Raw genomic sequence first — 26,150 nt, 5'->3', positions numbered from 1 at the left:
AAAATGAAACGAGTAGTTGTAACTGGATTAGGCGCTATAACGCCACTTGGAAACACTGTAGAAGACTTCTGGAAAAATATTCTGGATGGTAAAAGTGGTGTCGGACCGATTACCAAATTCGATACCAGTAAGTTTAAGACACATTTTGCTGCTGAGGTAAAAGATTTCAATGCGGAGGAGTTTCTGGACAAAAAAGAAGCTAGAAAGTACGATACCTTTACCCAATATGCTATCGCATCCAGCGACCAGGCAATAAAAGACGCAGGTTTGGATTTTACTGCCATGAATGATGCCCAATTGGCTGAAATTGGCGTAATTTGGGCTACTGGCAATGGAGGAATAACAACCTTTGAACAGCAATTGGCCGAATTTCACCAAGGTGATGGAACGCCAAGATTCAGTCCGTTTTTTATTCCGAAAATGATTGTAGATATTGCCGCCGGTGCCATTAGCATCCGCCACAAACTCCGCGGACCCAATTATTGTACGGTTTCGGCTTGTGCTTCTTCCAATACGGCTATTATAAATGCTTTCGATACGATTCGTTTGGGCAAGGCAAGTGTCATGGTCGCCGGAGGTTCTGAAGCTGCAATTACCGAAGCTTCTGTTGGCGGTTTCAACGCTGCGCAAGCTTTATCTAAGAGAAATGACAGTCCTGACACAGCTTCAAGACCATTTGATGAAACCCGTGATGGTTTTGTGATGGGCGAGGGCGCAGGTGCTTTAATTTTAGAAGAATTAGAACATGCTTTAAGCCGTGGCGCTCATATTTATGCAGAAATTGTTGGAGGCGGAATGGCTGCTGATGCTTACCACTTAACAGGAACTCCACCAGATGGAATCGGAGCAACTTTAGGGATGCAAAAAGCTTTAAGCGATGCTAATATTTCTGCAGACAAAATCGATTATATCAACGCTCACGCTACCTCGACAGGCTTAGGCGATTTGAGCGAATTAAATGCAATCAAAAATGTTTTCGATGGCTTGCCTGTGGTAATTGGGGCATCAAAATCCATGACAGGCCATTTGCTTGGTGCCGCCGGCGCTGTAGAAAGCCTGATTAGTATTTTATCCATAAGAGATGGTATCATTCCACCAACAATCAACACTGAAAAGCTTGATGAAAAAATCCCGGAAGGATTAAATATTGTTTTAGGGCAGCCAATTAAAAAGGAAATCAACTACGTTTTAAACAATACATTCGGCTTCGGCGGACATGTAGCCAGTACCATTTTTAAGAAATTTGAGAGATAAAGTTACTTGTCCATTAGCAGGTTAACAAGTTCTTTTAACTCTTCGAGTTCCTGTTCCAATTTCGCAATACGATTTTCCAGCGCTTCATTGGGTTGGAAAATTGTAGTTTGCGCTCCTTGCGGTTCTTCGTCTTGATTATCTGCCTGTTCACCTAATAGGTGTACATATCTTGCCTCTTTCTGTCCTGGTCTTTTGGGCAACAGTTTTACGAACGCAGGATCTCCCTCCGCAAGCTTTTGTAATTGTTCTGAAATTTCTTCTATACTATCAAATTCGAAGAGTCTTCCAGAATTACTATTGATTTCGCCTGGTGTTAGTGGTCCTCTCAAAAGCAGTAGACAAAGAATAGAAAGCTCTGAAGGGATTAACGGATAGGCAATGGCTAAGTTATGTTTATATTTAATTACACGGCTCGAACCACCTGTTGCTGTTGAAATTAAACCTTTTATTTTTAGTGAATTTAATGTTAGTGTTACGGTTTCCTCACTATAATTAACCACTGGATTTCTTGAGCTTTTTTGATTACAAGCTGCTGTTAAACTGTTTAGCGTCATCGGGTAATAATCTGGCGTGGTTCGGCTTTTTTCTATTAATGAACCTAAAACGCGTTGTTCTTCTGCAGATAAATCGGGTAGCAATTTAATTTCTTCCATTTGCTAAAAATAGAAATTGAGTTGACATTATCGAAATTATTTTGTTGGTATCGGTTATTTCTTTCAGCTAATGCCCGATACCGCCGTCATTCCTACGCGGGTGGGAATCTTTTAACTTTTGGAGACCTCTAATATCGAAAATCTCCATCTCTTAAAGCCTCAATCTTATCGCTTATTAGAATTATTCTAAATTTCTAAATCGAGCTAATTTCAGCTTAAGATTAGCGAACTTAGGAGACATCTCAAAACATACTTTATGCAATCATCTGATAAGGAATCAAATCAGGGCGATAGCAGGAGAGACTTTTTAAAGAAAAGTTCACTCATTACTGCAATCGCTTTAACACCATCTGTTGCTGTTAAAGCAGCCGAAAACCAGGCTGATGAACGTTTCGCTGAACTTTTCGAAAAAATACCACTCAATATAACGGTAAATAATAAAGCATATAAAGCTTCTATCGAGCCACGTGTTACGCTGTTAGATTACCTGCGTGAAGAGCTTCATTTAACAGGAACTAAAAAAGGTTGTGACCATGGCCAATGCGGTGCATGTACCGTTCATGTAAATGGCGAACGCGTAAATTCTTGCTTAAGCTTGGCAGTGATGAACGAAGGGAAGAAGATAACGACTATAGAGGGACTTGCAAATGGAGAAGAATTACATCCGATGCAGGCTGCATTTATCAAACATGATGGTTTTCAGTGTGGTTATTGTACACCTGGACAAATCATGTCGGCAGTGGCCTGTGTAAACGAAGGGCATATAAATTCGAGGGCGGAAATTAGTGAATATATGAGCGGAAACATCTGTCGTTGTGGTGCTTACCCTAATATAGTTGACGCAATAGTTGAAGTTTCGAAGGGAGGAATGAAAGCATGATTAATTTCCAATACTTAAGAACGACCTCAACAAAATCAGCCTTGTCGTTATTGACAAAAGACAAGAACTCCAAATTTCTTGCTGGGGGTACAAACCTGATCGATTTAATGAAAAGAGGCGTAACAGCTCCTGAAAAATTGATCGACATTAACCATGTTCCTTTAAAGCAAATTGAACTTGTTGGTGATAAAATTATCATTGGCGCATTGGCTTCGAATACTGCTGTTGCAGAAAATGCTTTGGTTAAAGAAAAATTGCCTTTGCTGGCGATGGCTTTAAATGCCGGTGCATCGGCACAATTGAGAAATGTGGCTACAGTTGGTGGCAACATGATGCAAAGAACACGTTGCGGCTATTTTTATGATACTGAAATGCCTTGCAACAAGCGCCAGCCTGGATCTGGTTGTGGCGCTATTGGTGGCTTCAACAGAATGCACGCCATTTTCGGAACATCAGATAAATGCATTGCTGTTCATCCAAGTGATATGTGTGTCGCTTTAGTCGCTTTAGATGCAGTTGCTGTGCTGGCAAGTACCAAAGGTGAACGCAAGGTTTTATTTAAAGATTTTCATCGCCTTGCGGGAGATACTCCGCAGTTAGACAATAACTTAAAATCAGATGAGATGATCGTCCGCCTGGAAATTCCGGTAAATAATTTAGCCAAAAATTCTAACTACTTAAAGGTTAGAGATCGGGCATCTTACGCTTTTGCCTTGGTATCTGTAGCGGCCGCCTTAGAAATCTCTAACAATAAAATCAGCGATGTTCGCCTTGCAATGGGCGGCGTTGCACACAAACCATGGAGATTAACAGCGTCGGAAAATTTCTTAAAAGGCAAAGAGCCAAGCCTTGAAAACTTTGAGCAAGCCGCTAAATTGGCAATGACGGATGCGAAAGGCTTTGGAGAGAATGATTTCAAACTTCAGATGGCTCCCAACACAATTATTGAAGCGTTAACTGTTGCAAAATCTAAGGCATAATCATGGAAAATCGAATAATTAAAGATGAAAATGACCGCGTAGATGGCGTTTACAAGGTAACAGGTAAAGCTAAATACTTTGCCGAATACGAATTGCCTGGCTTAACCTATGGCGTTTTAGTTACCAGCTCCATTACTAAAGGTAAAATTACTACGCTTGATACAAAAGCTGCTGAAAAAGCGCCGGGCGTAATTGCGGTGATATCTCATTTAAATAAACCTTCAGCTCCGGCATACGAACAAGAGGGCGGCTCACCTTTTAAAATTTTTTATACTGATAAGATATTTTTTAACGGACAGCCAATTGCTATTGTGGTTGCAAATACTTTTGAGCGGGCAACATATGCCGCATCATTAGTAAAGGCAACTTATGTAAAAGAAGATTTCAATACAGATTTTGAGAAAGCAATTGCCGATTCAAAAGCTAAAAAAATTCAAGGTCAGCCTGATTATAAACGAGGCGTTGAAAATGCCTATAAAACTGCTGAGGTGAAAATTGAGGCTAAATATCATTTGCCTATTGAAACACATAATCCGATGGAATTACATGGGATTATTGCTGATTGGCGACCGAATAATCAGGTTACCGTTTATGCAAAAACCCAGGGCGTAAAGGCAACGCAGGGAACAATAGCTAATGTATTCAAAATTCCAATTGAAAACATCCAGGTAAATTCTGAGTTCGTGGGCGGTGGTTTTGGGATGGCCTTACGTACATGGCCCTTGGAAATTGCAACGGTAATGGCTTCCAAACATCTTGGTAAACCTGTTAAACTCGTAATTACCAGAATGCAGATGTTTACCATGGTGGGTAATCGTCCGGCAGCCGTTCAAACCATAGGTTTGGGCGCCAGTAAAGACGGAAAGTTAACTGGAATTACGCATCGTGCTTTTGGAGAAACCTCTGCCTACGAAAACTTTACTGAAGGGGTGGTGAACATGGCAAAATTCATGTATAAATGCGATAATGTGAATACGCAATACACAGTTGTTCCTGTAGATTTGGGTGTGCCTATCTGGATGCGTGGACCTGGGGAAGCGACCGGTGCCTTTGCGCTGGAAAGTGCAATTGATGAAATGGCTCATGCTTTAGATATGGACCCACTTGATTTCAGAATCAAAAATGACCCAGAACGAGATCAACAGCGTGATAAGCCATTTTCGGATAAAAATATTAAAGAGGCTTATAAAATTGGCGCTCAGAAAATAGGATGGAGTGAACGCAAAAACAAGCCTGGAAGTTTAGTTGAAGGCCAATGGAAGACTGGTTTTGGCGTAAGTATTGGGGTTTTTAATGCCAACCGGGGGAGAGCCAGTGTTAAGGGTATTTTGAAAGCCGATGGATCTTTGGTTTTGCAAAGTGCAACCAGTGATATCGGTCCGGGAACTGGAACAGGAATGACTTTGATTGCAAGCAAGATAACCGGAATTCCCGTAAGTAAAATTACTTTCGAGTTGGGAGATTCTTCATTGCCACCAGCGCCAAGCCAGGGTGGTTCTGCAACGCTTTCTACTGTGGGTTCTGCGGTGAACGATGTTTGCGTGAGCTTAAAATCGACCATAGCAGAATTAGCAGCCAATTCGAATATGGATGCGACATCCAATTTTGTCGATGTTTTAAAGAAAAATAACCTTCCATCTATCGAGGTCACTAAGCAAAGTTCTGCTGGTAAAGAACGGGAAGAATATTCCATGTATTCTTTTTCCATCCACTTTGTGAAAGTAAAAGTGCATAGCTTAACTGGTGTGGTTAAAGTAGATAAAATTGTATCAGTTGGTGATTCAGGAACGATTGTTAGTCCTAAAACTGCTCGAAGCCAGATGGTTGGCGGTGCAGTGGGTGGCGTAGGTATGGCACTGACGGAAGAGTCTGTTATCGATCACCGTTACGGGCGGTATATCAATAATAATTTTGCTGATTATCATGTGCCGGTCAATGCAGATATACCTGAAATAGAAGTACATTTTATCAATAAGCCAGATCCATACATTAACCCAATGGGTGCAAAAGGAATGGGTGAAATTGCTTTAATCGGTTTTTCTGCAGCGGTTGCAAATGCGGTTTTTAACGCCACTGGTAAAAGGATCAGAACTTTACCGATCACGCCGGATAAGATTTTAGCGAGTGCCTGATAAAAGATAGTTGAGGAAAAACGAAGATTAAATATCAATTTAAGATAGTATAAGAAAATTTATATGATAGCTGCAAAAGGATATGCTGTTCACAGTAAAACAGATCAACTAACGCCCTGGAATTTTGAGAGAAGGAATGTTGGCCCAAAGGACGTTTTGATAGAGATTTTGTTTAGTGGTATTTGCCATTCGGATATTCATCAGGTGCGCAGTGAATGGGGTCCTGCTCGTTATCCAATGGTTCCCGGACACGAGATTGTTGGTAGAATCACTGAAGTGGGATCGGAAGTAGCCAAGTTTCGGGTTGGTGATTTGGCAGGAATAGGTTGTATGGTAGATAGTTGTAAGGAATGTACAACCTGTAAAGGCGGCCAGGAGCAGTTTTGCGAAAGAGGTGAAACGGTGTGGACCTACAATAGTGTAGAACGTGATAAGAAAACGCCAACTTACGGTGGATATGCGAATAAAATTGTTTGCACAGAAGAATTTGTAGTAAGCATTTCTGATCGTTTGCCTTTAGCAGGAGTAGCACCATTACTTTGTGCGGGAATTACCACTTATTCGCCGATTAAACGATGGGGCATAGGCAAAGGACACAAGGTGGCCGTTTTAGGCTTGGGTGGTCTTGGGCACATGGCGGTAAAATTTGCCGTTGCATTTGGTGCAGATGTTACGGTTTTAAGTACTTCGCCTTCTAAAGAGCAGGATGCAAAAAGTTTAGGAGCACATCATTTTGTAATTACCAAGGATCCTGAAGAGCTGAAAAAATATGCAAAGCATTTTGATTTTATCATTGATTCTGTTTCTGCTCCGCATGACTATGAAATGTACCTAAAACTTCTTAATGTAAACGGTGTTCATATTTGCGTTGGATTACCACCAGAACCTTTAAAATTTCCTGGCTCTGCTTTAATGCATGGAAACCGATCTTTAACGGCTTCGAGTATTGGCGGTATTGCAGAAACGCAAGAAATGCTAGATTTCTGTGCAAAACATGATATTGTTTCCGAAGTGGAAGTTATTAATATCAATTACGTAAATGAAGCTTATGAACGTGTTTTAAACAGCGATGTAAAGTATCGTTTTGTTATTGACATGGATACTATTTAATTGTAGTTAGATTAGATCTGACTTTTATATTCAATAGGTAAACTTTACGAAGTTAAGATCATAAAAAAAGGCGAACGTTAGTTCGCCTTTTTTATCTAAGCATTTACCGTATTATTTAGCAGTTGCTTTTCCATTATAGGTAGCAGCCAATTTTAAAGCTTCGTATGCATTAACAATACCACCGCTGATGCATAAATCAGAGAAAGGTACTGATACCGATTCTGCATTTTCCTCTTCTCCTTTTTTGTAAGAGACGTTATGATTTACTTTGGTAACTGATTTCACAATGATCTCTTTCACTTGTGCGGCAGTCAGTTTAGGATAATAAGAACGGATTAATCCTGCCAAACCGGCAACAACAGGTGAAGCCATACTTGTTCCGTTCAAATTTTTGTATTTCGATCCCGGGACAGTAGAATAGATTTGCACACCAGGAGCAAAAACATCTACCTGAGTTTTACCGAAGTTCGAGAAACTTGCTTTTAAAGTTTCATCATCTTTAGGTCCAGATGCGCCAACTGTGATCCACGATGCGATTGTTTGCGCATCTAAATCTTTATGATTAGGGAAATTATTTTCCGTATCGATATCCTTATTTTCATTACCTGCAGCCTGCACAATTAAAACATCTTTAGAAGCTGCGTATTTCATAGCTTCATTCACTACAGCTTTGTCCCAGCTGTAAGCTTTGCCAAAGCTCATATTAATTACTTTTGCGCCGTTATCAACAGCATAACGAATGCCGTTCGCCACATCTTTATCACGCTCATCGCCATTCGGTGTAACCCTAACGCCCATAATTACCACATTGTCGGCCACACCTTTAATCCCTAAATTGTTTATTCGGTCGGCTGCAATAATTCCAGCAACATGAGAACCATGCATGGCATCCGGACCAGCAACGTCATTATTGCCATAAAATTTTTCTTTAAGATCGTTAGGATTATCACCTACAATGCTACGGGGATCATAATCAACATTTAAGTTATATTCTGCCTGACGGGTGTAATAATCGAAACCTTCTTTAATTTGATCTTCGTAAAAATCTTTAAAACTTACATTCGCCAATTGCTCAACTAAAATGCTTTGAATACGGCCATCCATTTCTGCTGTTGGTTTGTAGGCTTTAATTTCGGCTAGAGTAGGATTCTCTTTTCCCAATTTCTTAATAAAGGCGTCTAACGCGTTTTTAAAACCAGAAATATTAGCTAAGCCAGCCTTAGCCTCGCCTAACTGTTTTTCCAAATCTGCTCTTCTGGCTTTAAATGCCTCAAAATCTGACTTATCTTTTGCCGAAACCGTTGCATCTGTAGTATTTGCAAATCGTGTTTGATCGCGGCGTACTAAACGCGTTAATTCTAAAGTTTCGAAGTTAACAGACTCTTTTGGTCCACCGATAAAGTTCCAACCGTGAATATCATCCGTGTAACCATTCTTGTCGTCATCTTTTCCATTGGCAGCGATTTCTTTAGCGTTAACCCACATAATTCTTTTTAAATCTTCATGTGTATTTTCAACGCCTCCATCGTTTACGGCTACAATAACCTTTGTCGATTTTTTTCCTTTCAAAAGTTCTTTGTATGCTTTTTCTGTGCTGATTCCAAATGTTGAATCAGTTTTAAGATCAAGATTTTGCCAATTTGCTTTTTGTGCATTGGCTATAAATGGTACTGTACTAATTACAGCAGCGCTCATCAACGCTCTAAAAATTCTACTCTTATTCATTTATGTATTTTTGTATTTAACGCGGAAAGATAATTTTAATTTTTCGTATTTATGAAAATGTAATTAAAATGATGAATCTATATAAACAAAAGATCCCATTCAAGTTAATGAACAGGATCTTAAATAATTTATGTTTTCTTATTTTAGGTTGGTTACAATTTCTTTAGCTGCTTGATCATGACCTTCTATAACAGTAAGGGTTTTACCTGCCCACTCTTTTAGTTTTGCATCTTTGTTTTCCATACCATCTTTAAACAAAGGAATTGTTTTTTGATGATCGCTCACCATCATATCCATATAATGTTTATCAAAGCTTGCGCCAGTCATTTTTTTCATTTCATCCAGATGGATCTGATCTTCTGCTGGAAGCGCATCCGGAGTTATAATTTTTTTATCTGTCGCCAACGCTTTTAGTTCTTTGTTGGCCTGAGTATGATCTGTCAGCATTTTAGCTGCGAAATCTTTCACTTTTTGATTGGAAGCGTTCTTCATCGCAATTCTTGCTGCCTCAACTTCCATAATACCACCTACAGCTGCTTTTCTCAAAAACGTTGCGCCAGCTTCATCCAAACCTGTTTCTATCACTTCACTTCCTGCAACATGATTACCGTTTACCATATTGGTATCGCCAGCTACGCTATCTTTTGTAGTCGATGATTTTTTATCTGCTGTTTGGCAAGCGGTGAAACTTACTGCTAATGCAATTGCGGTTACATATAAAAATTTATTGCTCATTTTATTTTCGTTTTGTACGTAAACAAAACACCAATTAGCAGAAAAGGTTTTTTTGATGTTAGTCTTTATTGTAAGGATTTGAAATGGAAATTGCCATCTGGTTTTCGGGATTTTTTATCTGCGAAAATCCGAATTGTTCGTAGAGTCCATGTGCATCATGGGTAGCCAGCTGGTATCGTCTGAGATTTTGTAAATCAGGGTGGAAAATCATAAATGATATTAGTTTTTTAGCCAGTCCCTTACCACGATAATCCTCTTCTACGTAAACATCGCACAGCCAGCCGAAAGTCGCTTTATCGGTTATCCACCGGGCAAAGCCTATTTGAATGCCACTTTTGTAGATGCCGAAACAAAGCGAATTTTGAATTGAAGCAGCAACAGTTTCTGCAGGGATATCCTTAGCCCAATATGATTCTTTACTTAAATACCTATGAATCCGATCTATCTGCAATAGTTCCTTTTGATCTGAAAAAAGAAATCCATCTTCAATTACCTGCATTTTTTAATCCTTTATTTTGATAAGCAATAATAGATTAAATTGACTAATTTCTCATATTAATGAACTGCAATGGCTGGTCGAAATCTTCACCACGGCATAAAGAAATCACGGCTTGGAGGTCATCAATTTTTTTGGCGGTTACCCGAACCTGGTCGTCCATGATTGATGGTTGTACTTTTAAACCACTCGCTTTAATTTTAGCAACAACCTTTTTGGCGGCTTCTTTATCCAGTCCTTCTTTAATGGTAATTTCCTTGCGAATCATATTGCCGGAAGCGATGATTTCTTTGCCAAAGTCAAGGCTTTTTGGATCCAGATTTTGTTTCATCATCCTCGATATAATCGAACCTTCAATGGCTTTTAATCGCATGTCATCTTCCGTAACAATGGTTACAACGTTGGTTTTTTTATCCAAATCTACAGTACTTTTCGATCCATTGAAATCAAATCTATTGAGGATTTCTTTCTTGGCATTATTAATCGCATTATCAAGGGTTTGCGCATCAACTTTACTTACAATATCAAAAGAAGGCATGGTTTTAGCTTTTAAATTAAAAAATTAAGTAGATTTATTAGAAAATAATCGATCTCACAAAAAAACGAAAAATAATATGAAAACCACTAAAGCTAAGTCTCAAAAAAAAGCAACAAAAAAAGAAGCTGCAAAACAGTTAGAGCAATCAATTACTTCGCAGTTTTTAGATGTAATTAAAAGCTTGGGCCATGATGCATCAGAAATTAGTTCAGAAGTTGCAAAAGCAAGCAAACGCGTAGCTAAAAAATTGACTAAAAAGTTTACGGTGATCAAATCAGATGTGGGTCATAAAATTGATGATTTATTAAAGTCGTCAAAATCAAAGGCCAATAAAAAGCCGGTTACAAAGGTGGTTAATAAAGCGGAAAAATCTGCAGCGAAAGTGGTTAAAAAAGCAGTTTCTAAAGCTAAACCGATTGTTCAAAGTGTTAAAGTTGCAGCAATTGCATCTGAGGAAAAAGTAGAAAAAGCGTTAGCTAAGCCAGTAGAAGCCATTAAAAAAACTGCAAGTAAAGCGACTGAAACGAAAGAGAATGTCCCTGCTAAAAGAGAAATAAGCAAAGTTGCTGCAACTGGAGTACCAAAATCAACAGAAAAAGCTGTTAGCAAAACAATATCAGCGGCTAAGCAAAAAGTAGCAACAGCAAAGAAAGACGCTACCGATACTAAAAAAGCAGTTCAAAATAAGGCAAAACCGTTAGCAAAAGACGTTGCGAAAGCAGCTGAAGAAGCAGCAAAGCCAAAAAGTGTTAAAACGGCCGCTAAAAAATTGCTTTAGTTTCGGTTTTTTGTATTAACGATTAAACAATTCGTTAACGTTAACACTTTGATTTATTAACATCAATTTAACAAATTATTTTGCAGCTTTGAGCATCCCTGTACCCACGGGGATTTTTTATTTTTTTAGATGAGCAAGAAGAAAATACCATTTTTAAACCGCGAAATAAGCTGGTTGTATTTCAACGATCGTGTGTTACAAGAAGCGGCCGATGAAACCGTTCCACTCATCGAAAGGATTAAGTTTCTATCTATATTTTCTTCCAATCTGGAAGAGTTTTATCGAGTGCGGGTCGCAACAATGTCGCGGCTAACCAATTTAAACGATAAAGCAAAAGCGCTTTTGGGTTTCAATCCGAAGAAAATCCTCAATGAGATTAAAAATATCGTAGTGAAACAAGAGCGAAAGTTTGATCAGTTGTTTCAGGCTACGCTTATCAATGAGCTTGCACAAAATAGAATCTTTATTTTGAATGATACCCAGCTCAATGTGAGTAGAGGAGAGTTTGTGAAGAACCACTTTCGTGATAAAATTTTATCAAATCTGGTTCCAATCATGTTGGATATGGATAAACCTTTTCCAGAACTAAAAGATCGGTTTTTGTATTTCTTTGTGAAATTATCCAAAAAGGATACGAAAGTTAGAGAGAAGTATGCGCTAATCGAAATTCCGCCGAGTTTGCCACGTTTCCTGGTCTTGCCAGAAACCAACGACTTAAAGTTTATTATTCTTGCCGAAGATATTATCCGCTACTGCCTTGATGATATTTTCTATGTTTTTACTTACGATCATTTAGAAGCCTACTCTATTCAGCTAACAAGAGATGCTGAGTTGGATATAGATAAAAATATCGATGATAAGTTTATCGAAGACTTAAAAAGTAGTTTAGAGAAACGGAAAAAGGGTAAGCCAATGCGTTTATTGTACGATTCGGCAATGCCTTTGAACATGCTTACTGTTTTAGTAAACAAACTCAAACTCGATGCTGACAGTTTGATACCGGGCAATAGTTATCATAAATTTGGAGACTTTATCTCTTTTCCTAACGTTGGGAAGAAAGAATTAGAGTATGCGCCAAACGTACCCTTAAAGGTGCATGATTTGCCACGTACGCAGAGTGTTTTTAGTAGAATTGCTCGTCGTGATTACCTGGTAAATCTACCATATCAATCTTATGATTACATCATATTGTTTCTAAGGGAAGCGGCAATTGATCCTAAGGTTACTGAAATTCAAATCACGCTATATCGCCTTGCTGAAAACTCGAAGGTAATTAACGCCTTGATTAATGCGGCAAAGAACGGCAAATCAGTTTCTGTAGTATTGGAACTAAAGGCCCGGTTTGATGAACAAGCCAATATATTCTGGACATCAAGGTTGATGGAAGAAGGTGTAAAAGTTAATTATGGCTTAACAGATTATAAGGTTCATTCTAAAATTTGCCTGGTTAAAAGAATAGAAAAAGATAAGCCTGTTTATTATGCAAATTTAGCTACAGGAAATTTCAATGAGAAAACCGCTGGGTTATATTGCGATCACAGTATTTTCACAGCTAAAAAGGAAATTACAAATGATCTGGTAAAATTATTTGATGCGTTAAACAAAAGAACAGTAACCAAAGGATTTAAACATTTAATCGTTTCTCCGCTGGAAAGCCGCTCAAAGCTGATCAATTTTATCAATAGAGAAATAAGAAATGCCAAAGCGGGAAAACTGGCTTATATCATGCTAAAAGTGAATAGTTTGGCTGATGAAGGCATCATTTCAAAGCTATACGATGCCAGTAATGCTGGTGTTAAAATTCAACTCATTGTTCGGGGAATTTGTTGTTTAGTTCCTGGCGTTAAAGGCTTTAGTGAAAACATAACCGCTATCAGTATTATTGATAAGTTTTTAGAACATGCTAGAATTTACATTTTCAGTAATAATGGCAAAAATGATATGTACTTATCTTCTGCAGATTTAATGAGCAGAAACTTTGAGCATAGGGTAGAAGTAGGCTTTCCGGTTCTTGATCCCGAAGTAAAACAAGAAATTCAAGACATCATTGATCTTCAGTTGCAAGACAATACAAAATCACGACAAATTAACGCATCCAATAATAATAGATATCATAAAAATAGATTGAGCAAAAAGATTAGAGCTCAGGTTGATATTTATAACTACTTAAAAACCAAGCACCAATAATGTTAAGATATGCAGCTATAGATGTTGGCTCGAACGCAGTAAGATTGCTCATTGCCGACATCAGCAAAAGCGACGGGAAATATAAATATAAAAAGAACACTTTAATTAGAGTGCCCTTACGCTTGGGCGATGATGCTTTCTTGGATCATCATATTTCTGAAAGAAAAGCGGGAGATTTGGTAAAAACGATGTCAGCCTTTAAAAGTCTGATGGATGTTTATCACGTTTCCGAATATTTGGCCTGTGCTACATCAGCCATGCGTGAGGCTAGCAATGGACAGGATATCGTGAAAATGATTAAGGCACAAACGGACTTAAATCTCGAAATCATTGAAGGTCAGAGAGAAGCTAACATCATTTATGCCAACCATATAGAGGCCGATTTAGATGAAAATAAAACATATTTATACATTGACGTTGGTGGTGGAAGTACCGAATTATCGGTATTTGTAAAAGGCGTACCAGAAGCTTCACGTTCGTTTAATATTGGTACGATAAGAATGTTAGATAATCAGGATAAAGAAGAAACCTGGGACGAAATGAAAGAATGGGTGAAGGAGCATACCAAGAATTACAAACAGTTGGCAGCAATTGGTACTGGAGGTAATATTAATAAATTATTCAGAATGAGTGATGAAAAGGATGGTGCCCCGCTATCAATTCAAAAACTAAATGCACTTTACAATAAGTTAACAAGCTATTCTCTAAAAGAGCGTATACATGAATTGGGTTTAAATCCTGATCGTGCTGACGTAATTATTCCTGCAAGTGAAATTTATTTGACTTTAATGAAATGGACAGGTATTAAACAAATTTTTGTTCCAAAAGTGGGCATGGCCGATGGAATGATTAAACTGTTAATTGAGGAAAAACTTGATTAAGAGCGGAAACTTCCAGCGAAAGCAAGTTTAAAAAAATGCATCACTTCTTCATTAAAATCTTCTTTGGCGTAAATTCTTAAATGGTGATTATATTGTGAGGCTCCTGGTATTTTAGCGATTTTAACGAAACACAAATTATCATCGAAAGGCTTATTAAAAGGTAAAACGATATGAATAAAGTTTTTTCCAAATTGAGTGATGTAGGCAAAATCGAGTGTAGAATGTAAAGCAACCATCGATTTTTTTGCATGTAGCTGAACGATGCCAATCTCATTTATCTGCGCTATAAAAAAACGGAATAAACCTAAGGTATATTCCGTTTTTCCATTTAAAAAATCAGCTGGTTGACCAGACACTATTCTTCTAATAGTTTAGTGGCAGCCTCATCAGTAAAGAAAGTAAGCTTACCATCAATAGGATCAATGAGTTGAGATGGATATAAATCAAAATCCTTTTGTTCATCGCCAATTACATGTTTAATGGCTTCGGCTTTGTTTTCTCCAAAGACAAGGAAAGCTATGTTTTCGGCTTTATTAATTAAAGGGGCTGTAAAACTAACGCGATAAGTGTTTAGCTTTTCTACGAATACAGAAGCTATGTTTACTTCTTCATCCTTAACCAATGAAGTATGGGGGAAAATTGAGGCGGTATGCGCATCATCACCCATTCCCAATAAAATTAGATCAAAAACTAAATCTTCGCCTTTGAAATGATTATCGATTGCTTTTTTATATTCAATTGCAGCTTTCTCTGGAGCCAGTGTTGTATCAACATAAAAAATATGATCGTCTTCAATATTTAATGGATCGAGTAGTGCCTTTTTTGCCATTAACCCATTGTAATTTTCATCATTTGCCGGAACATTTCGCTCATCGCCAAAAAAGAAATATACTTTTTCCCAATCAATTCTATGTTCGCATTCTTTCGCCAGAAAATGATAAAGTGCTTTGGGTGAACTACCTCCGGTTAAAACAAAATTAAAACGATCATTTTCCTCAATAGAAACCTCAGCAATTTTGATAATGTAATCTGCTAAATCTTCAGTGAGTTCTTCAATCGTTTTATATATTAATAAATTCATATTGCTAAATATTAAACCTAATTGCGAGGCAAAAAGCAATCTCCATCACTTTAGTTGATTATTGCTTTTTGCCCAGCTATGAGGAGTTTTTACTCTTTATTTTTTAATGGTAAATTGAACCAATGGAAGCCATCTCTTGCAATAAGTGCCTCTGCTTCTTCTGGTCCCCAGCTATCGGCTGGATAGTTTGGAAAATTTATTGATTTTTTACTTTCCCAGGTGTTTAAAATTGGCATTACCAATTCCCAGGCAGCTTCTACCTGATCGCCACGCATAAACAACGTTTGATCACCCATCATGGTATCCAATAATAAAGTTTCATAAGCTTCCGGTGTGTCGCCCTCATAAGTTCCTTTATAGTCAAAAACCATATCAACAGGATTTAAAACCATATCCAAACCAGGTCTTTTCGCTTGCACCTGCATGCGAATACTCATTTCTGGTTGGATACTAATTACCAGGCGGTTTTGTTGCCAGCTTTCTGTTACATCAGAAGAGAAAATTTGATGAGGAACATCTCTAAACTGAATGGTAATAAGAGATGAAGTTTGATTTAACCGTTTTCCAGTTCTTAAATAAAATGGAATTCCCTGCCATCTCCAGTTATCAATATGGAATTTTACAGCGGCGAAGGTTTCTGTATTGGAGTGTGGATCTACACCTTTTTCCTGGCGATAGCCCGGAACCTCTTTACCTTCAACCCAACCTTTGCTGTATTGGCCACGTACAGTGTGGAAACGGATATCTTCAGCAGAGAACGGACGCATGGCTCTTAAAACCTCCACCTTACGGTTTCTAATTTCGTCGGCATCAAAGTTAATTGGCGCTTCCATGCCTATTAAGCACAACAACTGTAAAAGGTGATTTTGAATCATATCACGCAGAGCACCAGCACCTTCATAATAACCACCCCGATCGGCAACACCCAACTGTTCGGTAACCGAAATTTGAACGTGATCAATGTAAGATCTATTCCATAATGGTTCAAACAGTGCATTTGCAAACCTAAACGCCATCATGTTCTGCACCGTTTCTTTACCCAAATAATGATCAATGCGGTAGATTTGCTTTTCGGTGAAAATAGTACTTAATAATGCATTAAGTTCTTTTGCAGACTCTAAATCATGACCAAATGGCTTCTCAATTACGATACGGCTATTATCTTCATCCTCAGTAAGTTTATATTTTTGCAGGTATTCGGCAATAACAGGGAAAAAGTTTGGAGCCACGGCCAGGTAAAAAATCACCTGCGTATCTTTGCCATATTCTTTTTGGTATTTTTCTACTGCCGCTTTTAAATTCTCGAAGGTCTTAGGTTGAGCAAAATCTGTAGGACAATATCGAATGGTATCACCAAACGTATCCCATTTTTCTTTTTTAACTTTACCCGAGCGAGAAAATTCATTTACAGCTTCTTCTAGAGCGGTTTTGTAACTCTCATCGGTATACTCGGTTCTACCGGTGCCAATGATAGCAAATTGATCAGGCATGTAACCCTCAATAAATAAATTGTATAGCGCAGGTGCTAATTTTCTTTTATTTAAATCACCTGTACCACCAAATATTACAAATATTGTGGGGTTTAATGCGGTTTTGGTTTTCATTATATTTTTGGATTCTTAATCAAATTTATTACGATAATTTGTTCCAATCAGCATGGAATACGCCATCTTTATCTATACGTTCGAAGGTGTGAGCTCCGAAGAAATCTCTTTGTGCCTGTATTAAGTTCGAAGGCATTCGAGCAGTGGTAACGGTATCGAAATAGGTTAGGGTAGAGGCAAAAGCTGGAATTCCGATACCAGCGTTGATGCAGGCTGAAATGCTTTTACGAGTACCGGCAAGTGTAGATTTAATAATCTCCTGGATACCGCTATCACCGAACAAGTGTTCCAACGAATTATCTTTTTCGTAAGCCTGGTAAATATCTTCTAAAAATTTAGCACGGATAATACAACCCCCCCTCCAAATTTTCGCAATTTCCTGCAGTTGAAGATCGTATTGATATTCTTTAGAGGCTTGCACTAACAGGTGCATCCCTTGTGCATAAGCGCTAATCATAGAAAAATAAAAAGCATTTTCTAAATCATCAACAGTGATATCAATTTTGTTTTCTTTTTTACCAAAAGCATCCTCAAGTGAAACCCTTAATGCTTTAAATTTTGATAAATCGCGATTTGAAACTGCTTCATTGATGGTAGGCACCGGCAACTGAAGTTCCATTGAAACTTCTGAAGTCCATTTACCTGTTCCTTTTGAGCGGGCTTCATCTTTAATTTGATCTAATAAATCATTTTGTGTTTCTGTATCTTTAAACAAAAATATTTCTGCAGTAATTTCTAAAAGGAAAGATTGTAGTCTGCCTTCATTCCATTTCTTAAATACATTGTAAATTTCATTGTTAGAATAACCCATCCCGTTTTTAAGTACACCGTAAACTTCTGCTATAAGTTCCATGATAGCGTACTCAATGCCGTTGTGTACCATTTTTACAAAGTGACCGGAAGCACCTGGACCAATGTAAGTAACACACGGATCGCTACCTACTTTAGCAGCAACTGCGTCGAAAACGTCTTTAACCACGTTGTATGCTTGTTTATCTCCTCCAGGCATCATACTTGGTCCAAACCTTGCACCTTCTTCGCCACCAGAAATCCCCATTCCAAAGAAATGTAAACCATCTTTTTCCAATTCGTCAACGCGGCGGTTGGTATCTGTAAAGTGCGAATTTCCACTATCAATAATGATGTCGCCTTTACTCAACAAAGGTTTAAGTTCATTAATAACGCTATCCACAATTGGGCCGGCCGGCACTAACAAAATCAGGGTTCTTGGCGTTTGTAAACTATTGATAAAGGCTTTGATATCGTTAAATCCTTTAAGATTGTGCTCTTTTCCTTCATCTTCAAGTTTTGAGATCATCTTCTGATCTTTATCATAACCCGTAACGGAAAAACCTTTATCTGCCATGTTTAATAATAGGTTTCGGCCCATTGTGCCTAAACCTATCATCCCTAATTTGTAATTTTTAGAATCGTTATTTGACATTTCTTGCTCTTTTGCTTGTTACCCAAAATTAGGGTTTAGAAATTAATATTATTAATTGTGTTGTTATTTGATTGTAATAAAAAAACCAATTAGTGTATATTTTACACTTTGGGATTAACGGTAAATATATTGTATTTATCGGCCAATTTCCAAAGTTTGGCACCGCCTTTAATTCCATCTCTGTTGGTTACCAGTTTCATGTTTTCATCTAGCTTAAAGTCTATCTGTTTCGAGTTGCCTCCGCCGATATAAAGGAAATCATAATTGAATACCGTTTTATAAGTTTCGATTACTTTTTTAAGGCGTTTGTTCCAACGTTCGCCACCTATCTTTTCAAAAGCTTTGTTTCCGATATAATCGTCGTAATCTTCTTCTTTGTTTAACGGAAAGTGTGCAAGTTCCAAATGGGGTAAAAGCTCGCCATCAAACAGAAGGGCGGTTCCAAAGCCGGTTCCAACAGTGAACACAATTTCGAATCCTTTTCCCTCAACTACGCCCAAACCTTGTTGATCGGCATCATTTACCAACCTTACTGGTTTATCGAGAGCATCTGCTACACGTTGGGCCAAATCGACATCAGCCCATTTGTTTTTTGCCAGATTAGGTGCAGTTTTTACAATCCCATTTTTTACATAACCTGGAAAACCAATTGAAACCCTATTGAAAGTATTAGGGATAGGCTTAATTAACGCTTCAATACCGGATACAATATCTTTTGGTGTTGCACCTTCGGGAGTTTTACTTTTTAAATATTCTGATAGCATATTCCCATCCTCGTCTAGCAATACTGTTTTAATACTTGTACCGCCTATATCGATAGATAAGATATTGGATTGATCGTTATTTGTTTTTGTTGCCATGTTGCAATTATTTATACTAAAACTGATTGATGCAAATTAATAGAATCAAAAAACATAAAACGAATAGAAAGGTATTTAATTTAAAATAGTAGACTACTAAATATATAGATTTAGTAGAATATTATTATGTTTGTGGCGTTTAAAATTGAAACAGAACTTTCATATAATGGGCTTAAATTATCTTGCATTTGCAATTCCAGCTTTTTTTATTTTTGTATTTATAGAATATCAAATCGCTCAAAGGCAAAAAAGGGAGAAAATTTTTAGATATGAAAGTACCGTAGCTAACTTTAGTGTAGGTATAGCAGAGCGCCTATTAAATCTGTTTATTGCAGCTAGTTTTTATCAGGTATATGATTGGGTATATCGTAATTATGCTTTGTTTGATATTTCTACAAAATGGTACGTTTGGGTTTTACTACTGTTGGCGACAGATTTAGTTTGGTATTGGTACCATAGATTGGGGCATGAAATTAATTTTTTATGGGCTGCACATATTGTTCACCATCAAAGTGAAGAATTTAACCTTTCGGCAGCGGCGAGAATCACCACTTTTCAGGCAATTTTTAGAAATGTATTCTGGTGTATATTACCCTTCATAGGTTTTCAGCCTACTATGATCATTAGCATATTGTTGGTGCATGGGGCCTACTCATTTTTTACCCATACGCAAATGGTAGGGAAACTGGGTTGGTTAGAAAAGATTTTCATTACCCCATCGCTTCATGGAGTGCACCATGCAAGTGATGAAAAGTATTTGGATAAAAATTATGGTGATGTTTTCGTTTTTTGGGATAAACTTTTCGGTACTTTTCAGCAGGAGGAGGAGGCCCCAAAATACGGTCTCACGCACCCATTAAAAAGTTATAGTTTTTTGTGGCAACATTTTCATTACTACCTCGAGATAGGAGAGGCCTACAAGCAAGCAAATGGTTTAAGGGCAAAATGGGATGCACTCTTTGGTAGTCCTGCATTGATGGACCAAAATATCAGGCCAATTTTAGAAAAGAGATTTGAACAAAATAAGATTAAGAAAAACTCCAGGGTAAATTTTAGGCTTTACCTGAATATTCAATTAATTGTGGTTGTAGCCATGCTTACGGGGCTAACATTGTTTTTTAACGTTATTGATTCGTGGGGGAAAATCGCCATGTCATTTTTTATTTTGCTTACTTTAATTAATATTGGTGCGCTCCTGGAGCAACGAAGATGGATCTATTATCTTGAATGCTTTCGTTTGATTTTAATTCTGGCTTACTTGTTTTATAGCTTAAATATTTTCAGCTTCGTTATTTTGCCAATATTCGTACTTGTTATTCTAGAGAGAACAATTTCTTTAAGTAAAATTTACATTAAGTACGTTTTTGCTAGGTAAGAGCGTAGTGTTTGGTGTTTCTTTATCTTTCATTTACGCTGACATGAGAATGTTACATAGAATTTTTATTTTATTAAAAATGCTTTAATAGCATTTTAGTTATATTTAAATATTTTAATGTAACCAAATAATTACCGGTTTTTCTTTAGCGAAATCTTATTCGCAACTCATGCTGTTAATGTCTGTATATACAGCTTGAAGCTATTTTATCGTACGTTTCTTTCATCGTATGTTGAATTATCTTGGCGCTTCATTTTCTTTAATATAGAATTGCAGCAATTGAAAAAGATAATTATCTTCTGAAATTCGTTAATTGTTTTTAGTTTCGATTTGTTTTGTTAATTTTATTTATCGAAACCATTAATAATGGCAAAACGAACAATTCGTAATTTTATGAGCGTTTATTTTGTTTTCTTAATTGTTGCTTAACATATCCTTAATCTCGAAGGGCTTATTTTGCAGCTATTCCGAAAGCGTAACAAAACGAAAATTACTAATTAAAAAAGCTAATAACCGGATATAATATGAACAAACTTTTTACTAAAACTAGTTCCATGTTTTGGCATGGATCAAAAACTGTTGATGAAATCCCTAAGCATCTTCAGTATGATGAACAGAAGTCTTTTCTATCAGTAGTAAGTCATCCCTTTTCATTTTATTTCAAAATTTTACTTATTGGGCTATTTCTTTCATCTACTCTGAGCCTGTTTGCGCAGCAGCCGGCACAACGCTTTGTAGTTAAAGGAAAAGTGCTCGATGATGGAGATGGACAGCCTTTAGTGGGTACAACCATAAGCGATGGCGCTAGAAAGGTATTGGGCGTAACAAACGATAATGGAGATTTTTCGGTTAGGCTTCAAGGTACAGGAACCATTTCATTCAACATGGTTGGATATACGGTTGTAAGCAGAAGTATTTCTGGGAATTTGACTGGATTAACAATTAGACTGAAATCATCAAACAGCCAGTTAAATGAAGTGGTAGTAACTGCTCTAGGCATAAAACGAGAAGAAAAATCACTAGGTTATGCGGTTTCTAAATTAGATAGTACAGCATTCACCAATGCGGTATCAAGTAACTGGACGGATGCCTTATCGGGTAAAGTTGCTGGTTTAAATTTGGTTAGAAATAGCGGTCCTGCAGGTTCAAACAAAATAATTTTGCGTGGCGAGAATAATTTAACGGGAGATAATGAAGCATTAATTGTAATCGATGGTGTGGTTGCAAGTAGTTCGGCCAGGCGTACTGGTGGAACAGGCGGTGGCGTTTACGGTACATCAGGAGATATAATGCCGGCCGATTTTGGCAGTGGCTTAAACGATTTGAATCCCGATGATATTGAGAATGTTACTATCTTAAAAGGACCTGCGGCATCAGCATTATATGGTCAACGTGGTGCAAATGGGGCAATCATTATTACAACCAAATCTGCTGGCTTAAACCGAAAAAAAGTTAATATTTCATTTACATCAAATAGCGCATGGGAAGAAATAAACCGCAGTCCTGATAGGCAAACACAATACGGGGCAGGCGTTGCCGGAAATTCATACTTTTCTTATGCTGCAAGTGCTGATGGTGCAAACACAAGTGCAACAAGTTCTACATACGGGCCAGAGTTTGACCCAGGTATGATGTTTTTTCAGTATGATCCTGCGACCAAAAGTCAAGGGTTAACCAGAACTCCTTGGGTGGCTGCGCCTGATCCTGTCGATGCATTTTTTAAAACAGGTTTTGAATCATCCAACTCATTCAGTATAGACGGTACTTTTAAAAAAGTTGGTTTACGTTTATCAGCAAGTCATGGAAATAATGAGTGGATTGTACCCAATACAGGATTAGATAGAACAACAGTAGCCTTAAATGCAACAACCAACATCACTAAAAAATTAAATATTAATACTAAAATACAATACAGTAATCGCAATAGCGATAATTTGCCTGCAACAGGGTATGGTAATCAATCGTTAATGTATTGGTTTATGTTTGCACAACCTAACGTAAATATAGATTGGTATAAAGACTACTGGGCACCAGGTCAAGTTTTTAGACAGTTTACGAACTTAACCACAACTTTTCCTGAAGGGCCTTATGCAATTTCAGAACAATATTTAAATGGGCAGAGACGTAATGGTTGGTTAGGAAATATTCAAGCTACCTATAAATTTACTGATGAGCTTAGTCTGATGTTAAGAGCATCTGGCGATTTAAATAACGATGTTCGGGAAACCCGCCGTCCTTGGGATGCTGCCGGTAATAAATTTGCACAGGGTTCCTTCCGTGTAGCTGACATCCGTTCGTATGAAATAAGTGCTGACTTTTTATTAAGATATAATAAGAAGATTTCCAAAGATTTTCAAGTGACCGCTAGTGTAGGCGGTAGCCAAATGAGAAACCAATATAATAAATTAGAGAAAAGAGCCGATGGATTAATTATTCCAAATCTTTATGATTTAACAAATAATCAGAATCCAGTGGTATATGTTCCAGATACAGCACAATTTAGACTGAACAGTTTTTATGCGCTAGGCTCTTTAAGTTATAAGAATTATCTTTTCTTAGATATCACAGCCCGTCAAGATTGGAACAGTACTTTAGCTACTATCACCAGAACTGATAATGTTGGTTTTTTCTATCCATCAGCAAGTTTGGCTTTTATTGCTTCAGATTATTGGAAGCTGCCTAAGATGGTAAGCTTTGCCAAGTTAAGAGCTTCAATTGCACAAGTAGGTAGTGGAAGCACTGTTCCCTACAGAACCGCCTATAATTATTTGTATGCCAGCGACGGAATTTATCCGGATAGTGCGATGAACAATCCTCGTGTGTTGCCAAACCCTGATTTAAAACCGCTTATTACTACAACGGTTGAAGTGGGTATGGAAGTAAAACTATTTAATAATAGATTAAATTTTGATTTTGCTGCATACAGCGGGAATACTAAAAACCAAATACTCAGTAGAATTATCGACAAATCTACAGGTTACAACTTGCAGGTTATAAATATAGGTAGAGTAGATAATAAAGGTATAGAGTTGGCTATTAATGGAACACCATTGAAATCAAGAGTTTTTAAATGGGAAGTAAATGCAAATTTTTCGGCCAATAGAAATAAAATTAGAGAATTAGCAGATAGTTCGGTTGTATTACGCACAGGTGCCCTGGGTGGTGGCCAGGTAGTGGCTAATGTAGGCGGAAGCATGGGCGATATGTACGGAAGAGGTTATTTAAGATCTCCAGACGGTCAAATCGTCTTTAACCCGCAAACTGGTGTTGCCCTTGAGAATCCAAACTTATTGTATTTGGGTAATACGTTACCACAATTTAGATTTGGTTTCGGATCAAACATCTCCTACAAGAATTTAAGTTTGGGCGCTCTGTTCGATGCACAGTTAGGTGCAGTTGGGCATTCGTTAACATTTTCTAGAATGGCATCCTTGGGTAAGCATACTATCACTTTACCAGGAAGATACAACGGTGTCGTTGGCGACGGCGTTCTTTTGAATCCAGATGGTACTTATAGAAAAAATGATGTAGTGGCTACTGATATGAACGCTTATTACGAATCTCTTTATGGTAGCGGCCAAGCGGAGGGAAGCGTTTTTAGAACTGATTATTTGAAATTCAGGGAAGCAAATTTAACCTATAATTTCGGGCAAAAAGTGCTTAAAGGTCTTGGTTTCACTAAACTAAGCTTAGGTGTTTATGGCCGTAACTTATTTATTTGGTCGCCTTGGCCTGCATTCGATCCAGAGTTTGGAACTTTAGCCGGATCAGATATTGTTCAGGGATTTGAAACTGGGCAGTTGCCTTCAACCCGTACTTTTGGCGCCCGTTTAGTTGTTGGACTTTAACTTTATTTATCATGAAAAATTATAAACTTAAAATAACATATACATTTTTGGCCATTATCGGTTTGGCGATATCATCTTGTACAAAAGATTTTACGGAGGTAAATACCGATCCTATTGGCAAAAGTACAACAAGCGCAAACCAATTACTTGCGCCAGCGCTGGTAGGTGTATTAAATACTAATATGGTTAGAAACTGGAATTTCAACAACCAGTTAATGCAAGTTACCGTTGAGATTAATGATTCTGAAGGTAGGGTTTTTAGGTATGATGTACGCAGAACGCTTGCAGATTATACCTGGAACAATTGGTACCTATATCTTACTGATTTAAAAGATATTTACAATATAGCGAGCAAACCAGAATCACTTAATAAGTCATATCAAGGCATATCATTGGTCGCACAAACTTGGGTATATCAATTACTAACCGATACTTATGGCAATATTCCTTTCAGCCAGGCGAATATGGGGAAAGAAGGTAATGTACAACCTGCATTTGATAGGCAAAAAGATATTTATACTGCGATGTTTGCTCAATTGGAGCAGGCAAATCAACTTTTAAAAGAAGGAACTCCTATTGTTGCTACCAGTGATCCTGTTTTTCAGGGAGATGTTTCTAAATGGAGGAGGTTCTGCAATTCTTTATACCTCCGGCTTTTATTAAGAGTATCGGCTAAAAGTGAGGTTTCAACAAGTGTAATTGCTAAGATTAAACAGATAGTAGATACGAATCCGGCAGAATACCCGATTATGCAAGACAATACGCATACCGCTAAAATACTATGGAATGGAACCAATAGCAGCACCGCAGTTTATTCATCGCCATTCATGGTAAATATACGTGCCGCCGACTTTAGAGGTATTCCTATCTGTGATTTCTTCTTAAGTAAATTAGTTAGTTGGGGTGATCCAAGAATGAATGGAAGTCTGGGAACAGGAAATGTTAATCGCTTTTGCATAGATCAAGCTCCAAATGGAGGTTTTGTAGGTGTTCCAAGTGGTTACGCACCTGGTTCTGGTGTTACTGTTTTATCACATTTTAATTCAGATGCAGATTCGAATAAACCAACATTACAAACCGATCGTTTTACAGGAATTATCATGAACACGGCGGAAGTTGATTTCATTTTAGCAGAAGCAGCTGCAAAAGGGTGGATTAGCGGGCCTACTGAAAAATATTACTATAAAGGAATGGTTGATGCCATTAACTATTGGCTGCCAAACTACATCAGTACCCCAACTGATAGTAGATTTATCGATTATATCACCGCTGCCGATTTGGAATGGGACCCAACATTGCCTCTAGATAATACAACTCTAGGCAATACGAGCCAGCTGGAAATGATCCACATTCAAAAATATTATGCTTTGTTTTTGGTAGATATGCAACAATGGTTTGAGTTTAGAAGAACTGGCCATCCAATTCTACCTAAGGGACCAGGTTTAGTAAATAACCAAAAAATGCCAGCCAGGTTAAATTATCCGTTGGTTACCCAATCTACAAACCCAACAAGCTACAGTAATGCGATAGCCATACAGGGACCTGATGATATTAATACGCTAATGTGGTGGCAAAAGCCATAATCATAA

At 37.7% G+C, this 26,150-nt stretch carries 21 protein-coding genes; 11 read left to right on the top strand and 10 right to left on the bottom strand.

Features of this window, described 5'->3' with window-relative positions; genetic code table 11:
* Positions 1-3 precede the first annotated feature (3 nt).
* Entirely contained in the window at positions 4-1,254 is a 1,251-nt protein-coding gene (gene fabF, locus ACZZZK_RS01390; RefSeq protein ID WP_463482500.1) for a beta-ketoacyl-ACP synthase II, read from the top strand.
* A gap of 2 nt (positions 1,255-1,256) precedes the next feature.
* On the opposite strand, the gene ACZZZK_RS01385 is transcribed toward fabF, so the two are convergent.
* Entirely contained in the window at positions 1,257-1,907 is a 651-nt protein-coding gene (locus tag ACZZZK_RS01385) for a YceH family protein (protein WP_463482499.1), read from the bottom strand.
* A gap of 256 nt (positions 1,908-2,163) precedes the next feature.
* On the opposite strand from ACZZZK_RS01385, the gene ACZZZK_RS01380 reads away from it, so the two are divergent.
* The 4 genes from ACZZZK_RS01380 to ACZZZK_RS01365 all read left to right on the top strand — a co-directional run bounded on the left by ACZZZK_RS01380 (position 2,164) and on the right by ACZZZK_RS01365 (position 7,009).
* Positions 2,164-2,787, top strand: a complete 624-nt coding sequence (locus tag ACZZZK_RS01380; protein WP_463482498.1) for a (2Fe-2S)-binding protein — start codon at positions 2,164-2,166, stop codon at positions 2,785-2,787.
* Positions 2,784-3,767, top strand: coding sequence for an FAD binding domain-containing protein (locus ACZZZK_RS01375; protein ID WP_463482497.1), 984 nt, complete (start codon positions 2,784-2,786; stop codon positions 3,765-3,767). The genes ACZZZK_RS01380 and ACZZZK_RS01375 overlap by 4 nt, the downstream gene beginning before the upstream one ends.
* A gap of 2 nt (positions 3,768-3,769) precedes the next feature.
* A complete protein-coding gene (locus ACZZZK_RS01370) occupies positions 3,770-5,899 on the top strand; it encodes a xanthine dehydrogenase family protein molybdopterin-binding subunit (RefSeq protein WP_463482496.1) in 2,130 nt (709 codons plus the stop codon).
* A 63-nt stretch (positions 5,900-5,962) separates the two neighbouring features.
* The gene (locus tag ACZZZK_RS01365) at positions 5,963-7,009 is read left to right on the top strand and encodes an NAD(P)-dependent alcohol dehydrogenase (protein WP_463482495.1); all 1,047 of its coding nucleotides are present in this window, start codon (positions 5,963-5,965) and stop codon (positions 7,007-7,009) included.
* A gap of 111 nt (positions 7,010-7,120) precedes the next feature.
* Here the strand turns inward: ACZZZK_RS01365 and ACZZZK_RS01360 are convergent, their stop codons facing one another.
* The 4 genes from ACZZZK_RS01360 to ACZZZK_RS01345 form a co-directional block, all read right to left on the bottom strand.
* A complete protein-coding gene (locus ACZZZK_RS01360; RefSeq protein WP_463482494.1) occupies positions 7,121-8,734 on the bottom strand; it encodes a S8 family peptidase in 1,614 nt (537 codons plus the stop codon).
* A 138-nt stretch (positions 8,735-8,872) separates the two neighbouring features.
* A complete protein-coding gene (locus ACZZZK_RS01355; RefSeq protein WP_463482493.1) occupies positions 8,873-9,469 on the bottom strand; it encodes a DUF4142 domain-containing protein in 597 nt (198 codons plus the stop codon).
* A gap of 58 nt (positions 9,470-9,527) precedes the next feature.
* Positions 9,528-9,968 (bottom strand): GNAT family N-acetyltransferase, encoded by a 441-nt coding sequence (locus ACZZZK_RS01350; RefSeq protein ID WP_463482492.1) that lies wholly within the window; start codon positions 9,966-9,968, stop codon positions 9,528-9,530.
* 43 nt (positions 9,969-10,011) lie between these two features.
* Positions 10,012-10,503: a YajQ family cyclic di-GMP-binding protein gene (locus ACZZZK_RS01345; protein ID WP_463482491.1), complete on the bottom strand. Its 492-nt coding sequence runs from the start codon at positions 10,501-10,503 to the stop codon at positions 10,012-10,014.
* A gap of 76 nt (positions 10,504-10,579) precedes the next feature.
* Between ACZZZK_RS01345 and ACZZZK_RS01340 the strand changes: the two genes are divergently transcribed.
* The 3 genes from ACZZZK_RS01340 to ACZZZK_RS01330 all read left to right on the top strand — a co-directional run bounded on the left by ACZZZK_RS01340 (position 10,580) and on the right by ACZZZK_RS01330 (position 14,349).
* Positions 10,580-11,281 (top strand): hypothetical protein, encoded by a 702-nt coding sequence (locus tag ACZZZK_RS01340; RefSeq protein WP_463482490.1) that lies wholly within the window; start codon positions 10,580-10,582, stop codon positions 11,279-11,281.
* A 129-nt stretch (positions 11,282-11,410) separates the two neighbouring features.
* Positions 11,411-13,468 carry a polyphosphate kinase 1 gene (ppk1, locus tag ACZZZK_RS01335; protein WP_463482489.1) on the top strand — a complete coding sequence of 686 codons (2,058 nt, stop codon included), beginning with the start codon at positions 11,411-11,413 and terminating at the stop codon, positions 13,466-13,468.
* Positions 13,468-14,349, top strand: coding sequence for a Ppx/GppA phosphatase family protein (locus ACZZZK_RS01330; RefSeq protein WP_463482488.1), 882 nt, complete (start codon positions 13,468-13,470; stop codon positions 14,347-14,349). The genes ppk1 and ACZZZK_RS01330 overlap by 1 nt, the downstream gene beginning before the upstream one ends.
* On the opposite strand, the gene ACZZZK_RS01325 is transcribed toward ACZZZK_RS01330, so the two are convergent.
* The 5 genes from ACZZZK_RS01325 to ACZZZK_RS01305 form a co-directional block, all read right to left on the bottom strand.
* Positions 14,346-14,705 carry a DUF5655 domain-containing protein gene (locus tag ACZZZK_RS01325; RefSeq protein ID WP_463482487.1) on the bottom strand — a complete coding sequence of 120 codons (360 nt, stop codon included), beginning with the start codon at positions 14,703-14,705 and terminating at the stop codon, positions 14,346-14,348. The genes ACZZZK_RS01330 and ACZZZK_RS01325 overlap by 4 nt on opposite strands.
* Positions 14,705-15,430 carry a 6-phosphogluconolactonase gene (gene pgl / locus ACZZZK_RS01320; protein ID WP_463482486.1) on the bottom strand — a complete coding sequence of 242 codons (726 nt, stop codon included), beginning with the start codon at positions 15,428-15,430 and terminating at the stop codon, positions 14,705-14,707. Before pgl ends, ACZZZK_RS01325 begins: the two co-directional genes overlap by 1 nt.
* An 89-nt stretch (positions 15,431-15,519) precedes the next feature.
* Positions 15,520-17,034, bottom strand: coding sequence for a glucose-6-phosphate dehydrogenase (gene zwf / locus ACZZZK_RS01315; RefSeq protein WP_463482485.1), 1,515 nt, complete (start codon positions 17,032-17,034; stop codon positions 15,520-15,522).
* Between the two features lie 28 nt (positions 17,035-17,062).
* A complete protein-coding gene (gene gndA / locus ACZZZK_RS01310) occupies positions 17,063-18,478 on the bottom strand; it encodes an NADP-dependent phosphogluconate dehydrogenase (protein WP_463482484.1) in 1,416 nt (471 codons plus the stop codon).
* 101 nt (positions 18,479-18,579) lie between these two features.
* A complete protein-coding gene (locus ACZZZK_RS01305) occupies positions 18,580-19,338 on the bottom strand; it encodes an ROK family protein (protein WP_463482483.1) in 759 nt (252 codons plus the stop codon).
* A 145-nt stretch (positions 19,339-19,483) separates the two neighbouring features.
* On the opposite strand from ACZZZK_RS01305, the gene ACZZZK_RS01300 reads away from it, so the two are divergent.
* The 3 genes from ACZZZK_RS01300 to ACZZZK_RS01290 all read left to right on the top strand — a co-directional run bounded on the left by ACZZZK_RS01300 (position 19,484) and on the right by ACZZZK_RS01290 (position 26,144).
* Complete coding sequence (locus ACZZZK_RS01300; protein WP_463482482.1) at positions 19,484-20,713, top strand: sterol desaturase family protein; 1,230 nt, start codon at positions 19,484-19,486, stop codon at positions 20,711-20,713.
* A 524-nt stretch (positions 20,714-21,237) separates the two neighbouring features.
* A complete protein-coding gene (locus ACZZZK_RS01295; protein ID WP_463482481.1) occupies positions 21,238-24,561 on the top strand; it encodes a SusC/RagA family TonB-linked outer membrane protein in 3,324 nt (1,107 codons plus the stop codon).
* 11 nt (positions 24,562-24,572) lie between these two features.
* On the top strand, positions 24,573-26,144 hold the full coding sequence (locus tag ACZZZK_RS01290) for a SusD/RagB family nutrient-binding outer membrane lipoprotein (protein WP_463482480.1): 1,572 nt from the start codon (positions 24,573-24,575) through the stop codon (positions 26,142-26,144).
* The last annotated feature ends 6 nt before the right edge of the window (positions 26,145-26,150 follow it).

The organism is Pedobacter sp. AC163 (genome assembly GCF_979258665.1).
The sequence above is the reverse complement of the archived record's forward strand: the minus strand, read 5'-3'. Positions and strand labels throughout refer to the sequence as shown.

Coding starts and splice junctions, on each gene's coding strand:
- ACZZZK_RS01365 (WP_463482495.1), top strand. CDS start 5,963: ATGATAGCTGCAAAAGGATATGCTGTTCACAGTAAAACAGATCAACTA.
- ACZZZK_RS01355 (WP_463482493.1), bottom strand. CDS start 9,469: ATGAGCAATAAATTTTTATATGTAACCGCAATTGCATTAGCAGTAAGT.
- ACZZZK_RS01380 (WP_463482498.1), top strand. CDS start 2,164: ATGCAATCATCTGATAAGGAATCAAATCAGGGCGATAGCAGGAGAGAC.
- ACZZZK_RS01340 (WP_463482490.1), top strand. CDS start 10,580: ATGAAAACCACTAAAGCTAAGTCTCAAAAAAAAGCAACAAAAAAAGAA.
- pgl (WP_463482486.1), bottom strand. CDS start 15,430: ATGAATTTATTAATATATAAAACGATTGAAGAACTCACTGAAGATTTA.
- ACZZZK_RS01345 (WP_463482491.1), bottom strand. CDS start 10,503: ATGCCTTCTTTTGATATTGTAAGTAAAGTTGATGCGCAAACCCTTGAT.
- ACZZZK_RS01375 (WP_463482497.1), top strand. CDS start 2,784: ATGATTAATTTCCAATACTTAAGAACGACCTCAACAAAATCAGCCTTG.
- ACZZZK_RS01305 (WP_463482483.1), bottom strand. CDS start 19,338: ATGGCAACAAAAACAAATAACGATCAATCCAATATCTTATCTATCGAT.
- zwf (WP_463482485.1), bottom strand. CDS start 17,034: ATGAAAACCAAAACCGCATTAAACCCCACAATATTTGTAATATTTGGT.
- ppk1 (WP_463482489.1), top strand. CDS start 11,411: ATGAGCAAGAAGAAAATACCATTTTTAAACCGCGAAATAAGCTGGTTG.
- ACZZZK_RS01360 (WP_463482494.1), bottom strand. CDS start 8,734: ATGAATAAGAGTAGAATTTTTAGAGCGTTGATGAGCGCTGCTGTAATT.
- ACZZZK_RS01370 (WP_463482496.1), top strand. CDS start 3,770: ATGGAAAATCGAATAATTAAAGATGAAAATGACCGCGTAGATGGCGTT.
- ACZZZK_RS01385 (WP_463482499.1), bottom strand. CDS start 1,907: ATGGAAGAAATTAAATTGCTACCCGATTTATCTGCAGAAGAACAACGC.
- ACZZZK_RS01330 (WP_463482488.1), top strand. CDS start 13,468: ATGTTAAGATATGCAGCTATAGATGTTGGCTCGAACGCAGTAAGATTG.
- ACZZZK_RS01295 (WP_463482481.1), top strand. CDS start 21,238: ATGAACAAACTTTTTACTAAAACTAGTTCCATGTTTTGGCATGGATCA.
- ACZZZK_RS01290 (WP_463482480.1), top strand. CDS start 24,573: ATGAAAAATTATAAACTTAAAATAACATATACATTTTTGGCCATTATC.
- fabF (WP_463482500.1), top strand. CDS start 4: ATGAAACGAGTAGTTGTAACTGGATTAGGCGCTATAACGCCACTTGGA.
- gndA (WP_463482484.1), bottom strand. CDS start 18,478: ATGTCAAATAACGATTCTAAAAATTACAAATTAGGGATGATAGGTTTA.
- ACZZZK_RS01350 (WP_463482492.1), bottom strand. CDS start 9,968: ATGCAGGTAATTGAAGATGGATTTCTTTTTTCAGATCAAAAGGAACTA.